The following is a 17,260-nucleotide window of genomic DNA, read 5'->3' as shown; positions in this document are numbered from 1 at the left end:
ACCCGAGTGTTTTACTCAACAATATCGATAGCTAGGTAGTGTAGTGCTTACGCAGCGCCTCTGCGACCTGCGGGTGCACCAGCGGGGAAATATCGCCACCCAGCTTGGCAATTTCCCGCACGATGGTCGAGGAGATATAAGAGTTTTCCACTGCCGGGGTAAGAAACACGCTCTCAAGCTCAGGATTTTGAGCGCGATTCATATTGGCCAGCTGCAGCTCGTACTCAAAGTCGGAGACCGCGCGCAGGCCGCGCAGAATAATCGTCGCGCCCTGTTCGTGCATCATGGTAGTGAGCAGCGTCGAGAAGCCAATCACGCTGACATTCGGCAGCGATGCGCAAACCGATTGGGCCAGCGCAATTCGCTCCTCTAAATCCAGGCTTGGGCGTTTGCCGGGGCTGGCCGCCACGGCAATCACCACTTTGTCGAACATGCGCGCGCCGCGCTCGATCAGGTCGAAATGACCGTTGGTGATCGGATCGAACGTCCCTGGGTAGACGGCGATATTTTCGCGGCGGGTGCTCATGTCGGCGTCTCCTCATCTAGCGAACCAAACGGATTATCGGCGGCCAGCGAAACCGCATGCTCGTACCCGGGGATCTTAATGCGGTCTGCGTGAATCTCAAGCTCTGGGCCTTCCAGTACGGCTTCGCCAAACTGATAGCGAGGTGCGTAATGGCCATGGTCTGCTTGGGCTAGATAAGCGGCGGCGTTAGCGCGCACGCTCTCCCGGCGCGCTTTCCATGCATCGATAGCCGCACTGCCATGGCGCTTGGTAAGCAGCCGCTCGGTAACGTCTGGCGAGAGCACTACGCCGGTGGCGTTATTGCCGCCAAAGCCTTTGGCATTAATAAACGCCGCATCGGCGCTAAACGTCTGGGGCGTGGTGAAGAAGCGTAGCCGGTCGGCGTAGACATCGTCAGCCACTGCGTCTAGCGTCGGGATACCGGGCAGCAGGCCGTGGGCAAAACTGCCTAAGGCGCTGGCCAACTGGTCGCCCGCCGCCGAGCCTTGCGAGTGGCCGATAAACGCTTTAATAGCCACCACAGGCCACTGCTCGATGCCGTTGGCACGTGCAATTTCGTCGAATACGTGGGATTCCGTTGTGCGGTTCTTAGGCGTGCTGGTGCCGTGAGCATGCAAAAAGGTGCGCTGTTTTAAGGCAGTTTCTCCTAGCATGTCTTTCACGAAAGCGGCTGCCTTGCCCAGCGTAATGTAGTTACCGATGCCAGGTGCCGAAATAGAGCGCTTGTAGCCGTCGGCGTTAACGAACACCTCTGGCACCGACCCTAAGATGTCAGCTCCTAGCTCCAGCGCCAAGCTGTCATCCATCAGTAATACGAACTGGCTAGCCTCTGCCATCGTGAAGCCGCAGTTACGGGCGAAGGGGCGACAGGCTCGCTGGTAATCGGCATCGGTGAGCAGCTCTAGCGCATCCAGGGCTTTTAGGCTGGCATCGTCTGCCAGCGCGCCCATAGCGCGAAAGCCTTCGATAATCTCGGGCGTGATCGGCGCATCGGCTGTGCCCACCATCACTACGCGGCGACGGCCAGCGCGGATATCGTCGATCCCCAGGCGCAGGTTATATAAGAAGCTGGCGCAGGCACCCAGTGCCGCGCCGGTGCCGCCCACGCTGCCTAGTACATAGGCGTTGAGGAAGTCGGCAGGCATTTGGCCATAGCCCAGCGGCATCTGTTTAGACGTGGCGCGCTGGCCACTGACCAAACTTTTTAGCAGCCCGCCCCAGCCTTGGTCGTCTAGCTGGCCAATTGAGTTACCTGCGTAAACGGCAATATGGTCAGGGTTGAGCTGCTGGCGCAGAGTTTCCCAGGAGAGGCCGCTGGCACCTAAACAGTCGCTAGCACCAAAAACCGCCATGGATAGCCCGCGCGGGTGGTGCACGCTGCGGTATAGGCTTGCTGGGTCAAAGCCAGAAGGCAGCTGCGCGGCGGCGCGTACTTTGGGTTCTTGGGCATCCGGCAGCAGCACGTCAAACGTGCCCGCAGGAATCGTGACTTCAACCTCACGGGCATCTATCTCGCGGACCTGCCAGCCATCCGGCAACTGCTCTGGCAATTGACGACGGCGAAGCGTCACGCACAGCGGCTCGGCCAAAGCGAGGTCGGCTCGGCGATTGGCGGGCATGCCCGGTGCTAGAAAACGTGGGTCTTCATTGCGGCGGATTAAGGTGTGGTTAAGCACCTGATCGCGCAGCCTCTGGGCAGGGTCGTCAATGGGCTGCCCTGCACTGTCGTGCCATCCGTTATCGGAGTGCTCGGCAAGGCGCATAAGCGCGGCCAGCCCCCCCAGGGTTTGGCGCTGCTGGTCAGCTGGAAGAGCATCAAGCACGGTGCGGCGGAAGGCCTGATGGCCCGAGGTTCTGCCGGCGGGATTGATGCCGCCCATGCCGACAATCACCGGTAAGTGTGACAAGCCGGGTTCCTCGTGGTGCGGTGGTTTTTAATAACAGTTATTGTCAGATCGCCCTGAAACACATGGCCGATCTGAGCTTAATGTTCAGTTTCATAAAATACTCTGGCGTGATCATAGCACCGGGCGTGCAACGGCGTCATGCCGCGCACGCGGGAGACTGGTAGAATCACGCTTTTTTAATGCAGGGGATGGCATGCAGTACACCTCACGGCCAGTGACGTCCAATCAGCCTGGACCGCATCATGATGTGGCGCGCCGGGTCGCGCGTGCCTTAGCGCATCCGCTGCGTAAACCGATTGCCGACCATACGCGCCAAGCATTTGAACATGCCGATGCATGGTGCCAGCAGCGTCCGGCACCGCTAATTCTCGATGCGGGCTGCGGGGTCGGGCTATCGACCCGCCGGTTAGCGTTACAGTTCCCCCAGCATAAAGTAGTGGGGGTTGATCGCAGCGAGGATCGGCTGGGGCGGGCGCACGGTGAGTTGCCCGATAACGCGCTGTTGGTACGCGCTGACTTGGTGGATTTTTGGCGGCTAGCGCTGGATGCTGGCTGGGCCCCTGAGCGTCACTACCTTCTCTATCCCAACCCGTACCCTAAAGCGGCACACCTGAAAATGCGCTGGCATGGGCATCCCGTTTTCCCCACACTGTTAGCGCTTGGCGGGCGGCTAGAGCTGCGCTCGAACTGGAAGCTGTATGTGGAAGAGTTTGCCCAAGCCGTGGCGGTAGTGAACGGCCAACAGGCGAGCATCACTCAGGTAACACCCAACGCTGACTACCTGACACCGTTTGAAGCCAAATACGACCAGAGTGGTCAGGCATTATGGCGGTTATGCATTGACCTGGAGCGTTCATGACGTTTGTTTATCTGATTTTCGCTATCGTCGCGGAAGTGATTGCCACCAGCGCCCTAAAAGCCTCGGCGGGCTTTACTCGTCCCCTGCCTAGCATCTTGGTAGTAGGTGGCTATGGGGTGGCGTTCTATCTGCTCAGCCTGGTGTTACGTACGCTGCCGGTGGGCATTACCTACGCCATTTGGGCGGGCTTAGGTATTGTGCTGGTCACACTGGTGGGCATTATCGTGTTTGGCGAAAAGCCCGACCTGCCTGCCGTACTCGGTATTAGCCTGATTGTGGCCGGTGTGGTCACTCTCCAGGTCTTTTCTAAAATGAATGTGCATTGAGGTAGCCCACTGTGACGTGTTTTTTTCGTACTTTATCTACCCAATGGCTGCGTAGCAGCGTGGTGGCAGGCGTGGCAGCGGCTGCGCTGTGTGCCAGTTCAGCACTATGGGCAGACTTCAGCCGCCTAAGCCAGTTAGAGGCCAAGGGCTTTGCCATTAGCGCTGAAGCGCGCCTGTTAGATGCCGATAGCGGCAGCAATCCGCTGCTGGGCAGTCTCAGCCCAGAGCGTCAGCTCTCACCTGCTTCAGTGACGAAAGCCTATATGGCCGCTGCACTGCTGAATCGTTTTGGCCCACAGCATCGCTTTACCAGCCAGTTTGTCAGTGCCGGTGCGGTGGATAATGGCGTTCTGCGCGGTGATTTGGTCTTTGAGGGTGGCGGCGACCCTGGGCTCACTACGGAAGACTTATGGCGGCTCGTCCAGCGCCTGCAGCTTGCCGGAGTGACGCACGTCGACGGTGCGCTTGTGGTCAGCCAGTGGCGCTTTGGCCCAGTAGAGTGCATCACCACTGATCGCTGCAACGCGCGTACCCGAGTCACCAATGCCTACAGCGCGCCGCTAACCTCGGCAGGCGTCAATTTTGGTACGTGGTGTGTCAACGTAGCGCCTGCCGCGACCCCCGGTGAACCTGCGCGAGTGGGTCTGTGCGATAGCCAGGCACCGTTGATCGTGATTGATAATCAGGTGGTAACGCGCCCGGCGAACAGTGGCACGGAAATTAGCGCCGAGCGAATCACCGATGAGCGTGGCGATGTGATGCGTTTGACGGGGCAAATCTCTACCAATGCAGCGGCGCGGGATGTTTACCGCGGTGCCGGAGATGCGGCTGAAAAAACCGCCCAGGTGCTGCTGAGTATGCTCAATCAGGCAGGAGTGAGCGTGCGCGACCCCTGGCGGGTTAGCTCTACTCAGCCACCAAGCAGCGCCCAGCGTCTTGCCGCCGTGGATAGTCAGCCGCTGCAGGAATTGCTGTTACGCACGATGAATTACTCCAACAACTATATGGCCGATGTGCTGGCGCTGAATTTGGTGGAAACGCCCCAAGCACAGCTGCGCCAGTCGGGTCAGGCGATTGAAGCGTATGTACAGAGCCTGCCAGGGCATGGCCCTGTGGCGCTGCATAGTGGCAGCGGTTTAACCACCGATAACCGCACCTCAGCCCATGGCGTTAACGTGATGCTGGAGGATATGTTCCGCCAAAGCGCGCTATTTCCAAGCTTTGTGGCCTCTTTCCAGTCGCCCGCCAACGGCGTGATGCGCTTTATCCGTCGCGGCTCGCCCACGTTCCAAAATAACGTCATGCTGAAAACCGGCACGCTCAACCAGCCGTTTGCCGTGCGTGCAGCGGCGGGCTATTTCCGCACGGCCCAAGGGCGCTGGGGGGTGTTTAGCGTGTTAGTGAACGGTAGCGGCAGCACGCCCTACCTAAGCTGGCCTGAGGTGCTTGACCCGCTGTCGTTAGATCTAGATGCAATGATTTTAGCTAATTAATTAAACGCTTAGGTGAGGCAACGGGCATGAAGCCACGTCACACGGGGTTAACCCATTTACTGCACTCCACACGCTACTCCTGGAAAGGCCTGAAGGCGGCGTTTCGCAATGAGTCGGCCTTTCGTCAGGAACTGGCGATTACCGCCGTGCTGCTGCCGTTTGCCTGGTGGATCGGCGAAGGCCCAGTAAGCTGGCTGCTGCTGGTCGGCAGCCTGTTTTTAGTGCTGATCGTCGAACTACTAAACAGCGCGATTGAAAACGTGGTCGACCGTATTGGCACCGAACACCACGAGCTATCTGGGCGTGCTAAGGACATTGGCTCGGCGGCGGTGATGCTGTCGCTGATGATGGCGGGCCTGACCTGGGGGCTGTTAGGCTGGGAAAAATGGATGGGCTAGTTGGCCCAGAATGTCGGTAATAATCATAACAACCGCTTGGCAAAGAGGTGCTTATGCAGACCCACGATGCGTTATTCCCTACGGCCACGCTACCCAAAGCGCTCGCACCGGCTGCCGCCCAGGCCCAGCAGCGTCTGGGCGAGGCCTTGAGCCAAGCGGATAACATCGCCTCAATGACCAAGCAGCCGCTGCCCTCCAGCGGTTGGGAGGCACTCTCCTCGAACCGTCAGGAAGCGCTGGCCCGGGTGGTAACGATTTCCACCTTCGCCCTTGATACGCTGGCGCGCTTTCCCCACTGGCTGGCCGAGCTGGACGCGGCAGGGGAGTTGGATAGCGCCCCCAGCAAAGAGGCGCTGACTCAGTGGTTAGACGACGCCCTAGCGAGCGCCGAGGACGAAGACGCGCTACACCGCGCACTGCGTCGCTTTCGCCGAGCGCGCATGCTGGGCATTGTTTGGCGCGATCTAAATCGCCCCGACGGTGCCACCATGTGGGACACCGCCCGCTCGGTCTCTTGGCTGGCTGAAGTGTGCACCGAAGCGGCGCTTGGCTGGCTGGAGCGTTTTTACGCAACCCGCTGGGGGACGCCCGCCGCTCGCAGTGATGGTGAGCCTCAGCGGCTGGTGGTACTGGGAATGGGTAAGTTGGGCGCGGGGGAGCTCAACCTCTCGTCGGATATCGATCTGATTTTTGCCTTCCCTGAAAAGGGTGAGACCGAAGGCGGCCGCAAACCGCTAGAGCATCAAGAGTACTTCACCAAGCTTGGCCAACGCCTGATCGCCGCCCTTGATGCCATGACGGCGGATGGTTTTGTATTCCGCGTGGATATGCGTTTGCGCCCGCTGGGTGACGGCGGCCCGCTGGTGGGCAGCTTTTCGATGCTCTCCAGCTACTATCAAGACCAAGGCCGTGAGTGGGAACGCTACGCCATGCTGAAGGCGCGCCCGGTGGCGGGAGATATCGACGCGGGCCAAGAGCTGCTGGCCAGCCTGCGGCCGTTTGTATATCGCCGCTATTTGGATTTCGGGGCCATTGAGTCGCTGCGCGAGCTGAAGGCGATGATTAATCGCGAAGTGAAGCGTAAAGGCATGCAAAGCAACATCAAGCTGGGGCCGGGGGGCATTCGCGAAGTGGAGTTCGTGGTGCAAGCGTTTCAGCTGATTCGTGGCGGGCGCGATACTGAGCTGCAGGTCACCTCGTTGCAAACAGCGCTCAAGCGCTTGCCGGAGCTTGGGCTGCTGCCCCAAACCGTGGTGGACGAGCTACTGCCAGATTACGCCTTCCTACGCGATGTGGAGCATGCCCTTCAGGCGCTGGAAGATCGCCAAACTCAGATGCTGCCCAACGACGATGAGAACCGCGAGCGCGTTGCTTTCGCCATGGGGCACGAGGATTGGCCTGGGCTTATCGCCCAGCTAGATGAAGTCCGCGAGCGGGTGCGCCAGCATTTTGATGCGGTGATCGCGGACCCTGAAGAAGAGGCCGATGAAGAGCAAAGCGACGCCAGCCTCTCCCAGTGGCGGCTTTTGTGGCGCGGTGAGCTCGAAGAGGATGAGGCGCAGGCCCTTCTCAGCGAAGCGGGCTTTAACGAATCGGAAAAAGCGCTCAAACGCTTGAAAAGCCTTTACCACTCGCGCGCCGTGCAGAGCATGCAGCGTATTGGTTTTGAGCGCTTGGATGCACTGATGCCGCTGTTACTGGCTGCCGTGGCGCAGAGCGATACGCCGGATACGGCTCTGGCTCGGGTGCAGCCGTTGATCGAGGCGGTGCTACGACGCACGGCCTATCTGGCGCTGCTGCGCGAAAATCCGCATACCCTTGAACACTTGATGCGCCTATGTTCGGCGAGCCCTTGGATTGCCGAGCAGTTGGCACGCTACCCCATCCTGCTGGATGAGCTGCTTACCCCTGATACGCTCTACACGCCTGCCGATAAATCGCGCCTTGCCGACGAGCTGCGCCAAACGCTCAACCGTTTGCCTGAGGATGATGAAGAAGCGCAGCTAGAAGCACTGCGGGTGTTCAAGCATGCGCAGATGCTGCACGTGGCCGCCTCAGATGTGGCCGGTACGCGTCATCTTATGAAAGTAAGCGATTACTTAACCTATATCGCGGAAGTTATTTTAGACGCGGTGCTGGCGATGGCGTGGAAACATGTCACCCGCAAGCACGGCGCGCCTGCGGGGTGTAATAACCGCGAAGCTGCCTTTTTGATTATTGGTTACGGCAAGCTGGGCGGCATTGAGCTGGGCTACGGCTCTGATCTCGATCTGGTGTTCCTGCACGATAACGACGGTAAAGGCAGTACCGATGGCCCCCGGCCTTTGGATACGCCGGTGTTTTTCACTCGCCTGGGCCAGCGCATCATTCATCTGCTGACCGCGGTAACCCCGGCGGGCAGTCTTTATGAAGTGGACATGCGCCTTCGTCCATCAGGGAATGCGGGGCTGCTCGTCACGTCGCTGGACGCGTTTGCCGAATATCAGCATCAAAACGCCTGGACCTGGGAGCATCAGGCGCTGGTGCGGGCCAGAGTGGTGGCGGGCAGTGAGGCGCTGGCTGATAAGTTTGACGAGCTGCGTGGCTCGATTTTACGCCGCGAGCGCGACCCGCAGGCGCTGCGTGATGATGTGGTGAGCATGCGCCATAAAATGCGTGATCACTTGGGCACGAAAGGCGAGGGCGCCAAGTCTGAGCGGGGCGATAGCGAAAATGCCAGCACAGACGCCACGTTTAGCTTGAAGCACGATGCTGGCGGCATGGTGGATATCGAGTTTCTTTGCCAGTACGCGGTGCTCGCGCTCTCCCATCAAACGCCCGCGCTGATCACCTATAGCGATAATATTCGCATTCTGGAGACCTTAGCAGAGAGCGGCCACATCACCTCAGCGGAAGCTGAGCAGTTGCGCGAGGCGTATCTGGCCTATCGTAGCCGTACCCATCGGGCCGCATTAACCGGTGAAAAGGCGCTGGGGCTGGTCAGCGAATTTGCTGCGCATCGACGAGTGGTCACCTCCCTGTGGCAACGTTTTCTAGAGCCCTGATTGGCGTGCAGAGCATTTTTCAGTAGCATCGATAAAAGCTAGCCTGTTAACAATGAATAGATGCTCGCGGCGCCTATAACGCTCGTGACACAAATAACAATAAGGACGAAGGAATGCACACCCAAACCCCCATGCGGCTGCCCATTGAGGTAGCCCGCTGATGATTGGGCAAATTTTAGCGACACTGCTGCCGGTGTTTTTGATTGCGGGTAGCGGTGCCGCCTATGGGCGCTACCGCACTCCCGATATTCGCAGTTTAAACACCCTCAATATGGAGCTGTTTGTTCCGCTACTGGTGTTTGCGGTGCTGGCTGACCGCCAAGCGCCGTTGGCGGAGTACGCGTGGCTTGCCACTGCGGCTGCCGCGGTGGTGCTGGGGTCGGGGTTAGTGCTGTGGCCGGTGGTGAAGTGGCTTTCGCTGGATAGCAAAGTCTTCTTGCCGCCAATGATGTTCAATAATTCTGGCAATATGGGCGTGCCGCTGCTGGTGCTGGCCTTTGGGCAGGAAGCGCTTCCCGCTGCGGTGGTGGTGTTTATCGTCGAGATGCTGCTGCACTTCTCGGTGGGGCTCTATATGTTAGACCCGCGCACCTCGCTGTGGCGGATGCTGCGTATGCCGATTGTGGCCGCCAGCGTTGCGGGGCTGTTGGTCAACGTGGGGGGCGTGGCACTTCCCGGCTGGCTGCTAGAAGCCATGCATATGTTAGGCGGTGTGTGTATCCCGCTAATGCTCTTTGCGCTGGGCGTGCGCCTGCTGGAGATTGACTTTAGCGATTGGCGAACGGGACTTTTGGGGGCTGTGCTCTGCCCGCTATCGGGGCTAGTCATTGCGCTCCCGCTTATGTGGCTACTGCCGCTTAACCCGCTGCAAACCGCTGTGCTGCTAGTGTTTGCGGCACTGCCGCCAGCGGTGTTGAACTACCTAGTGGCGGAGCAGTACAAGCTAGCTCCGCACAAGGTCGCTTCGTTGGTGCTGATTGGCAATTTAGGCAGTTTGATTGTCATGCCGCTAACGCTTGCCGCCGCCTTTGCCTGGATCCAGCCGCCGCCTTAGTGGCGGCGGGGTTCGTCTTTGACTTCGTAGCTACCTTCCAGGGCATCGTGCTGTCTAGAAGGCTGCTCGCCAGCGTAACCGCCGCCAATATCTTGAGCGTGATCAGCGCGCATCTGTTCCATACGCTTTTTCATCTTATGGCGAACAAACGGCATCATCGCCCAGCCAATCAGCAGGAAAAATAGCCCCAGCACAACGCCAACAATCATTAGTGCGCCAAACGCTAGCCACGTCAACAGCAGTTTTAAGCTGCCCATTAGCCCGTTAGGCTGCGTTTGTGCAGCTCTGGCGCGCCACTGGTTGGCAGCCTGCCAAGCGGCATTACGTTGATCGCGATTCATATGCGGCATGAAAGCCTCCATCGTTCATTTGCACCCATTGGAACATAGCGAAGCATGCAAGTTCACTGCTTCTTTTTTGAGCGTTAAAACGAATATATCAGTTGGCGCTAATTCTGCTGTATTAAGCCCTTAACATGCGATTGCTAGCCTCGGATGTTAGGATTTAAGTGGGCGCACTAAAATAAAGTGCCGTGTTTTTATAACATCCACGCATTTATTAACCAGTATTTTCATTAACCAGGGTGGTGCTATGACGAATCATGGAGGGAAGTCGGTGTTTATCGCATCGGCAGTGATTATTTTCGGCTTAGTGATTGTGGGGGCTGCGTTTCCCGTTGGGTTTGGTAATGCTGCTGAAGCCGCTCTCACAACGGTTACCGAGCTATTTGGCTGGTTCTATCTCTTCTCGGTATTTGGCTTTGTCGTATTTCTAATTGGCCTTGCGCTTAGTAAATACGGCAAAGTGCGTCTGGGGCCCCAGGACAGTACACCCAGCTACAGCTTTTTCTCATGGATCAGCATGCTATTGGCCGCAGGCTTTGGTGTTGGCCTAGTGTTTTACGGCATGGCAGAGCCCATGACGCACTACATTAACCCGCCTTACGGCGATGTGCCGGCTGAAAGCGAAGCCGCTGCTCGCTATGCTATTCAGTACAGCTACTTTAACTGGGGCATTCACCAGTGGGCGGCATTCTCCGTGGTGGGGCTGATTATTGCTTACTTCCAGTTCCGTAAGGGGCAGGCGGGCTTGGTGTCTTCCGTGCTCTCTTCGGTGACGGCTAAGCATCCCCGTATACGTCCTTATGCCTCTTGGTTGGACGTATTTGCCGTGGTGGCAACCGTGATGGGGGTGGCGACGTCGCTAGGGCTTGGCGTATTACAAATGAATGGCGGTCTTAACGCGGTATTTGGCTTGCCGGAGAATGGGTTTTGGCAGTTTGTCATTCTATTTGTGATGTTCTGTGCCTATATGGCGTCTACATGGTCTGGATTGGATAAAGGCATTAAGCGCTTGTCTAACTTAAATATGGTGCTGTGTATTGGCTTAATGCTGTATGTACTGGTCACCGGCCCGACCATTGCTATTTTGGAAACGATTACGCTGGGCATAGGCGACTATCTGCAAAACTTTATTGGCATGAGCCTGCGCATTTCACCCTATAGCGATAACCAATGGGCTAGCAGTTGGACAATTTTTTACTGGGCGTGGGTCATTGCCTGGTCTCCGTTTGTAGGTACCTTTGTGGCGCGTGTTTCTCGCGGCCGTACGATTAAAGAGTACGTCTTTGGGGTGCTGTTTGTACCGCCGTTGCTGGCATGTCTATGGATCGGCGTGTTTGGCGGTGCGGCGCTGAATCTTGAGCTGAACGGCACCGACGTCGGTCTTGCGGCGGCCACCGAAGCCAATATTACCGTCGCGCTGTTTGAGATGTTTGATTTAATGCCGTTCTCAGGCGTGCTGTCGGTGGTTGCGATGATGCTGATTTTCATTTTTTTGGTGACGTCAGCTGATTCTGCTTCGTACATCGTGGCGCAAATGACCGATAATGGTTCCATCAATCCGCCGCTTTATAAGCGCGTGGTGTGGGGCGTACTGATTGCCGCGATTTGCCTGACACTGATTGTGGCTGGCGGCCTCTCTGGGCTGCAATCCGCAGCCGTGCTGTCAGCGCTGCCGTTTACCTTTATTCTGTATATGATGGTGATTGTGCTGGTGCGTGAACTGCGCGCGGATCGCAAAGCGATGCTGACCCAGCTTTACCGTCGCCACGGCGAAACCCCTGTGGGTGCCGACGCCTTTGAGGCAGAGCAGTTAGGGGAAGAAGAGCGTCTGCGCCGTGCGCCCAGCGTGGTTAACCGGCGCATTAATAGCTAAACAACGGCTTCAGTAGAGGAAGCACCTATGGAAACAGCGTGCTAATGGCTCGACAGGGACGTCACGGGGCAACGCGTCGGCAGCCTAAAGGGGTTGCCTTCGACCGCTGGTTAGATCGGGTGGTCACCGTTGCCGTCGTAACCGCGATGGTAGTGGGCGTATCAGCAGTTATTGCTCACTGGTTGCTGTAACGCAGCGCCTATTGATGCCTTCACGAACGCCTGGCTACGCCGGGCGTTCGTGTATCTCAATGCGGTTGCGTCCGCGTCGCTTGGCTAAATAAAGCTGTTGGTCAGCTTGGCTAAGCAGGTCATCCGCGCTTAATGGTTGGGAAGAGGACATGGTCGCCACGCCCATACTCGCCGTCAGGTGTGAGTGGGTACTGGAGTAGGCATGAGGTATGGCAAGAGAGAGCACTGATTGGCGCAGGCAGTGTGCAATACGCACTGCTTCAGCTTCGTCTTTACCGGGCAGTACGCAGATAAACTCTTCGCCGCCGTAACGAGCCAGAAGGTCACGGCTGGCATCAATACACTGATTTAGCGCAGAAGCGACTGCACGCAGCGTGTCGTCGCCCATGGCATGGCCATAGTGGTCGTTAAACTCTTTAAAGTTATCGATATCAATAAAAATCACCGATAGCGGTCGCTTGGCCCGGTTTGCCCACTGCCACTGCTGAGCCATAAACATATCGAAGTGACGACGGTTTGCCACGCCGGTTAAACCGTCATACTGAGAAAGCTGATGCAGGTGGTCACGCTGCTCTAAGCCTGACTGGAATGCATTCAGCAGGTGATCCAAGCTCTCTACCAGATGACCCAATTCATCATCGTGATGCCCTTTAAGAGTGGGCTTAGGCCACTGGCCAGGCCGCGTGGGGTCTGTTTGGGTAATGGCGGCGTGCACTTTTAACAGTGGGCGAGTAATAAAAATATGAAACAGCGCAATGACTAGGCCGCTGAGTAAAAAGGCTTCCAAAACGCTTCTGGCTACGATGGCGTAACCTAGGGCTAAAAACTCTCGGGTGAGGTACACCGTATCCAGCGAGAGGGCTATTTCACCCACCGTAGTTTCTGGGGCTTCACTGCCCATGTAATAGCGCAACGGCATTTCGTGATCAACAATATCCCCAAAGAGCTGTTGGCTGAGCCAGCTAGAGGGCATAGGACGTGTGGGATAGAACTCTGCCAGGGTACGTCCAAAGTCGTCCCGGATAGCCACCTGGGATATTTCGTTATTGCTAAATAAGCCAAAGGCGATTTGATGGGCTAAATCAGGATTAAGCTGAAACGCCGCTTCGGCGGCTGCGCCATTCACAATTGCTAACTGTTGTAAGGTGCGCTTCTGAACGTCTTCACGCATGCTGCTGGCATGTCCGAGGAGCTCAATGCTTCCCGCCACCAAGCTAATGACAATGGCGATGAGTAGCGTCAGTAAGGCTTGTTTGAGTGTCAAACGGCCACTGGCGAGATAGGGTTTGATAGAGGGCTTGAAAGAAGGCTTAACGGTGCTCAAGGCGATTGCTCCTGCTGAGTTATCGGCGGAGCATCAAGATGGCGCTGAAGCTGCTCAATGACGGTGCGCTCAACGCTAGGGTGGCAGGCAAGGTAAAGCGGCGCGTAATGAAAGGTGAATAAGTGCTCAATAGCGAGCGCTTGTTCCTGCGCAAGGTACTCCCCCGTGGCTCTGCCTGTCACAATCACATCCAGCAGTCCTGCCGCCAAACGGGCCATGTTTTCTCGCTCGGTGGGCGCGCGTAAAATGTTAATGCCTTGACGGGTGACGTAGTCCCCCACGGCGTCTTCACGGAAGCTGCCTACCCGCCACTCGTGCAACTCGCTGAGCTGTGACACATCCAACTGCCGTTCGACGAGGCCAAAGGCCGACCACTCGTTAATCACCAGCGGCCCCACCCAATGAAACTGCTGCTCTCTTTCAGCCGTTCGGGTGGTGGAGTAGACACAGTGATGATCTCGCAGCTTAGCCTCAGTGTAGGCACGTGCCCAAGGCAGGATCCGAAAGTTAGCCTCAATACCGGCATGGTGCAGCGCGTTACGCAACTGCTGGGTCGCAACGCCGTCCACAACTCCCTGCGCGTTTTGATAATTAAACGGAGGGTACTCTTCGGTATTAATCGTCAGTGCCGGGGTTTGTGCACGAACGGACGTGCTGGGCTGGCTAACCATTAATATGCTTAGCGCCACAAGGAGCCAGTAAGGCTTTGGTTGGGTGAGCGGCTGTTTAACCATCGCTACCTGCCTGTATGGCCACTGAAAGGGATCTCACGCGTTCAAAGGCTTGCTGCAGCTGGGCCACAAGCTGCGGGTCTGTATCAGGGTTGAGTGCAAAGTATAGATAAGATTCGCTGAGTGTGTAGAGCGGCACCACCATCTCACCGGGATACCCTTCCTGTTTGGCAATCCAGGTGGCAACGTCAGCGCTATAGGCCCATAGGTCGACCCGTTGATTAAGCAGCATGTGCAGTGCGCTGCGATTGTCGATGGCTGGGCGTACCAGTGACTCAGGGTAGCCGGCTTCTATCAGCGTTTGGGCACCAATGTCTTCGCGGATCACCGCCACGCTTAAGCCCTGATCGATCGCATCTTCTAACGACGCAACTTGGATGTTCGCACCTTGTCGCGCCAGCAGTACGACTTGGTCTCTGGCGATAGGGCCTATCCAATGAAACCTCGGCTCTCTGTTAGGCGTACGCGTGGTTGAAAAGAGCACTGTATTCGGCCGGTGAAGAGCGAGTTCATAGCCACGCACCCAGGGGTAATAGCGTATATTGTCTCTATCGAGGGGCGTATCGGTGTGGGCCAGCATGGCCTGCAAAAGGTCGACAGACGTGCCCGCTAAGCGGTCACCCTCTAAATAATTGTAGGGCGGATACTCTTCAGTAATAAACGTAAGCGACGCTAATGATGCAGTGGGAGTATCTGCAGAGAGAGGAGAGGCGATCCATGCGCACCCTAACAAAAGTGAAAGGGTGGCGAGTAAACGCTTTTTTATAACGTTGCCATGCGCCATCTAACTGCGTCCCTGTTATTAATTTAATCTAGCAAAGTTAGAGTAACTTTGTGTTTCTGTCACCTCTATTCTGTTAACGCTGTCCATAGCCGTGTGGCATTGTTGACAGATAATCTTACGACTCTTTTTAAGCGAGTGCTGATATGCCGTCTGCAACTGCTACGCCCACCGCCACTACCTATGCCACGCGGCGAGAAATTTTCGGTTGGGCAATGTTTGATTTTGCCAATCAAGCCTACACGCTGCTCATAATTACCGTGGTATTTGGTGAGCTATTTACCACGGTGATTGTCGGTGAGCGTAACGATAGTTACCGCTTAGCGAACTTTTTATGGAGCTTAGCCTTAGCGATCAGCTATTTAATGGTGGTAGTGAGTGCGCCTTTGTGTGGCGCCATTATGGATTATCGCGCTGAGAAAAAGCGCTTTCTGCTGTTTAGCTATACGGCAACTGTGGCGACCACCGCCATGCTCTATTTTGTCGAACCTGGCTATGTGGTGCTTGGCCTGCTGCTTATTGTGCTCTCCAACTATGCCTACTCCATGGGAGAGTCATTTATTGCCGCCTTTTTGCCAGAGCTTGGCCCGCCGGATGCGCTGGGCAAAATTTCTGGTTTTGGCTGGGCGCTGGGTTACATCGGTGGCCTGGTGGCGGCTGGGTTCACGCTGATCGTGCTAGGAGAGGCCACGGCGGACAATTTTGAGCGTATTCGCTGGGTTGGCCCCTTTGCAGCAGGCTTCTTTCTAGTAGCCGCCATTCCCACTTTTTTGTGGCTAAAAGAGCGCGGAGTGGCTAAACCTACAGGCGTTTCCTATCGTCATATTGCTCAACAGCGGTTGCTGGGGACTTTTAAAGAGCTTCGCTACTTCAAAGATTTAAGCATCTTCTTAGTGTCGCTGCTGTTTTCCATGGCAGGCGTTTACATCATTATTGCCTTTGCTTTTATCTACGGGGCTCAGGTCATTGGTTGGGATGAGAGTGTACGCAATATTATGTTTATTATTGTCCAGGTCACGGCAGCTGCTGGAGCCATTGGGTTCGGTTTTTTACAAGATAAGCTGGGGGCCAAGCACACCTATCAAATGACGCTGGCACTGTGGGTGGCGGCGATTATCGCGATTTGGGCAACGCCTGAGTTAACCGCGTGGCTCAATCAGCAGTTTGGATGGCAGTGGCAGGCACAACACCTGTTTTTAGTGGTCGGCTGTTTAGCGGGCCTGAGTTTAGGCTCTAGCCAATCAGCCAGTCGCGCGCTGGTGGGTGTGTTCTCGCCATTAGAGAAGTCGGCAGAGTTTTTCGGCTTCTGGGGATTGGCGAACAAGCTGGCGGGTGTGTTGGGCATTGTGATGCTGGGTGTATTGCAAACGCTGATTGGTCTCCAAGCGTCTATTCTTTTATGTGTTGGACTATTTATCGCAGCGATGGTGATTTGTGTAGGTGTCAATGAGCGCCGTGGTCGCGAGGCGGCCATCGCCTGGAAAAGCTCTTAATGCGTCTTAATGGCATGAGGTGAGCGATGGTGACACACAGGTCACAGCGCGGCAGCATTGTGATGATGCTGCTGTTTTGGGTGCTCTTGATGGCGGTCGGGACATGGTGGATACAGGGTGGGCTGGACGATATATTTCATCCCAACGTCAATATCATGAACACTTCACCCGATAATGGCCCCGTGTCTCTGAAGCGCAACCGGGCGGGGCATTTTGAGGCGCCAGGCCAAATCAACGGCGAGCCGGTTACGTTTTTACTAGATACCGGTGCCACCTATGTGGCGGTGCCGAGTGAACTTGCCAAAAGGTTGCGCCTTGAGCCTGGTCGCAGCGCGTGGTTTAACACGGCTAACGGGCGTGTTGAGGGCAACCTAACGCAGCTTGATGAAGTGGTGTTGGGTGGGATAACCATGCGCAATGTGCAAGGCTCGATTAGTCCCGGCATGGAGCGCGATACCGTGCTGCTGGGCATGAGCTTTTTAAACCAGCTCGCGATTGAAATTCGCGGTGGAGAAATGGTGCTACGCCTGCACGAACCGTAAGGCCAACTTGTGCGCATAGCAGTCATGTGCTTAGCTAAAGGCTCATGGATGCTAAAACGCAAGGAGTGACAATGGGTATTGAAGTCGGCGGTTTACTGGGGCTTATTTGGCTTGTAATTGTGGTATGGGCCATTGTTAAAGTCGCCAAAAGCTCGGCCAGCGGGCTGGCTAAGTTACTATGGATTCTCGCGCTACTGGTATTTCCCCTGGTGGGTCTGATCGCTTGGTTCTTATTTGGACCCAAAGGGTAGCTAGACTAACGGCGGTACGCGTACAAAAAAGGCAGGCCCTATGGCCTAATGCCAGTCAGTTAAGAGTTTCATCAATGAACTGACAATGCGATATTCCGGTATCAGTGACTCTCTGATACCGGA

17 protein-coding genes are annotated in these 17,260 nt (G+C 56.4%); 11 read left to right on the top strand and 6 right to left on the bottom strand.

Annotated features, from left to right (window positions below):
• Window positions 1-31: 31 nt before the first annotated feature.
• Window positions 32-526 carry a pantetheine-phosphate adenylyltransferase gene (gene coaD / locus R0J87_RS12215; protein ID WP_404343474.1) on the bottom strand — a complete coding sequence of 165 codons (495 nt, stop codon included), beginning with the start codon at window positions 524-526 and terminating at the stop codon, window positions 32-34.
• Window positions 523-2,406: a beta-ketoacyl synthase gene (locus R0J87_RS12210; protein WP_498886562.1), complete on the bottom strand. Its 1,884-nt coding sequence runs from the start codon at window positions 2,404-2,406 to the stop codon at window positions 523-525. Before R0J87_RS12210 ends, coaD begins: the two co-directional genes overlap by 4 nt.
• 220 nt (window positions 2,407-2,626) lie before the next feature.
• Between R0J87_RS12210 and trmB the strand changes: the two genes are divergently transcribed.
• The 6 genes from trmB (at window position 2,627) to R0J87_RS12180 (ending at window position 9,607) form a co-directional block, all read left to right on the top strand.
• On the top strand, window positions 2,627-3,292 hold the full coding sequence (gene trmB / locus R0J87_RS12205; protein WP_498886398.1) for a tRNA (guanine(46)-N(7))-methyltransferase TrmB: 666 nt from the start codon (window positions 2,627-2,629) through the stop codon (window positions 3,290-3,292).
• The gene (locus R0J87_RS12200) at window positions 3,289-3,618 is read left to right on the top strand and encodes a DMT family transporter (RefSeq protein WP_498886397.1); all 330 of its coding nucleotides are present in this window, start codon (window positions 3,289-3,291) and stop codon (window positions 3,616-3,618) included. The genes trmB and R0J87_RS12200 overlap by 4 nt, the downstream gene beginning before the upstream one ends.
• An 11-nt stretch (window positions 3,619-3,629) precedes the next feature.
• A complete protein-coding gene (gene dacB / locus R0J87_RS12195) occupies window positions 3,630-5,111 on the top strand; it encodes a D-alanyl-D-alanine carboxypeptidase/D-alanyl-D-alanine endopeptidase (protein WP_498886395.1) in 1,482 nt (493 codons plus the stop codon).
• A gap of 26 nt (window positions 5,112-5,137) precedes the next feature.
• The gene (locus tag R0J87_RS12190) at window positions 5,138-5,509 is read left to right on the top strand and encodes a diacylglycerol kinase (protein WP_404343466.1); all 372 of its coding nucleotides are present in this window, start codon (window positions 5,138-5,140) and stop codon (window positions 5,507-5,509) included.
• A 53-nt stretch (window positions 5,510-5,562) separates the two neighbouring features.
• Window positions 5,563-8,553 (top strand): bifunctional [glutamate--ammonia ligase]-adenylyl-L-tyrosine phosphorylase/[glutamate--ammonia-ligase] adenylyltransferase, encoded by a 2,991-nt coding sequence (gene glnE, locus R0J87_RS12185; RefSeq protein ID WP_498886393.1) that lies wholly within the window; start codon window positions 5,563-5,565, stop codon window positions 8,551-8,553.
• A gap of 160 nt (window positions 8,554-8,713) precedes the next feature.
• Window positions 8,714-9,607 (top strand): AEC family transporter, encoded by an 894-nt coding sequence (locus R0J87_RS12180; RefSeq protein ID WP_498886392.1) that lies wholly within the window; start codon window positions 8,714-8,716, stop codon window positions 9,605-9,607.
• On the opposite strand, the gene R0J87_RS12175 is transcribed toward R0J87_RS12180, so the two are convergent.
• The gene (locus R0J87_RS12175; protein WP_498886390.1) at window positions 9,604-9,957 is read right to left on the bottom strand and encodes a hypothetical protein; all 354 of its coding nucleotides are present in this window, start codon (window positions 9,955-9,957) and stop codon (window positions 9,604-9,606) included. The two genes, R0J87_RS12180 and R0J87_RS12175, sit on opposite strands and share 4 nt — an antisense overlap.
• 241 nt (window positions 9,958-10,198) lie before the next feature.
• Here R0J87_RS12175 and R0J87_RS12170 point away from each other — a divergent pair, with 241 nt between their 5' ends.
• Entirely contained in the window at window positions 10,199-11,824 is a 1,626-nt protein-coding gene (locus R0J87_RS12170) for a BCCT family transporter (protein ID WP_498886388.1), read from the top strand.
• A 44-nt stretch (window positions 11,825-11,868) separates the two neighbouring features.
• Window positions 11,869-12,015 carry a hypothetical protein gene (locus R0J87_RS12165; protein WP_311065367.1) on the top strand — a complete coding sequence of 49 codons (147 nt, stop codon included), beginning with the start codon at window positions 11,869-11,871 and terminating at the stop codon, window positions 12,013-12,015.
• A gap of 34 nt (window positions 12,016-12,049) precedes the next feature.
• Here R0J87_RS12165 and R0J87_RS12160 read toward each other — a convergent pair whose 3' ends face one another.
• From R0J87_RS12160 to R0J87_RS12150, 3 genes are read right to left on the bottom strand one after another with little or no spacing between them, the layout of a single operon-like run.
• Window positions 12,050-13,339 (bottom strand): GGDEF domain-containing protein, encoded by a 1,290-nt coding sequence (locus tag R0J87_RS12160; RefSeq protein WP_498886385.1) that lies wholly within the window; start codon window positions 13,337-13,339, stop codon window positions 12,050-12,052.
• A complete protein-coding gene (locus tag R0J87_RS12155) occupies window positions 13,336-14,073 on the bottom strand; it encodes a substrate-binding periplasmic protein (RefSeq protein ID WP_498886383.1) in 738 nt (245 codons plus the stop codon). Before R0J87_RS12155 ends, R0J87_RS12160 begins: the two co-directional genes overlap by 4 nt.
• Window positions 14,066-14,854 carry a substrate-binding periplasmic protein gene (locus tag R0J87_RS12150; RefSeq protein ID WP_498886381.1) on the bottom strand — a complete coding sequence of 263 codons (789 nt, stop codon included), beginning with the start codon at window positions 14,852-14,854 and terminating at the stop codon, window positions 14,066-14,068. The genes R0J87_RS12155 and R0J87_RS12150 overlap by 8 nt, the downstream gene beginning before the upstream one ends.
• Window positions 14,855-14,997: 143 nt before the next feature.
• On the opposite strand from R0J87_RS12150, the gene R0J87_RS12145 reads away from it, so the two are divergent.
• The 3 genes from R0J87_RS12145 (at window position 14,998) to R0J87_RS12135 (ending at window position 17,137) form a co-directional block, all read left to right on the top strand.
• Window positions 14,998-16,344: an MFS transporter gene (locus R0J87_RS12145; RefSeq protein ID WP_498886379.1), complete on the top strand. Its 1,347-nt coding sequence runs from the start codon at window positions 14,998-15,000 to the stop codon at window positions 16,342-16,344.
• 26 nt (window positions 16,345-16,370) lie between these two features.
• Window positions 16,371-16,886 carry a retropepsin-like aspartic protease family protein gene (locus R0J87_RS12140; RefSeq protein ID WP_404463957.1) on the top strand — a complete coding sequence of 172 codons (516 nt, stop codon included), beginning with the start codon at window positions 16,371-16,373 and terminating at the stop codon, window positions 16,884-16,886.
• 71 nt (window positions 16,887-16,957) lie between these two features.
• Window positions 16,958-17,137, top strand: coding sequence for a PLDc N-terminal domain-containing protein (locus R0J87_RS12135; RefSeq protein ID WP_311065361.1), 180 nt, complete (start codon window positions 16,958-16,960; stop codon window positions 17,135-17,137).
• The last annotated feature ends 123 nt before the right edge of the window (window positions 17,138-17,260 follow it).

Origin of the sequence: Halomonas sp. SIMBA_159 (genome assembly GCF_046536035.1) — a bacterium.
Classification (GTDB): Bacteria; Pseudomonadota; Gammaproteobacteria; order Pseudomonadales; family Halomonadaceae; genus Vreelandella; species Vreelandella venusta_A.
The sequence above is the reverse complement of the archived record's forward strand: the minus strand, read 5'-3'. Positions and strand labels throughout refer to the sequence as shown.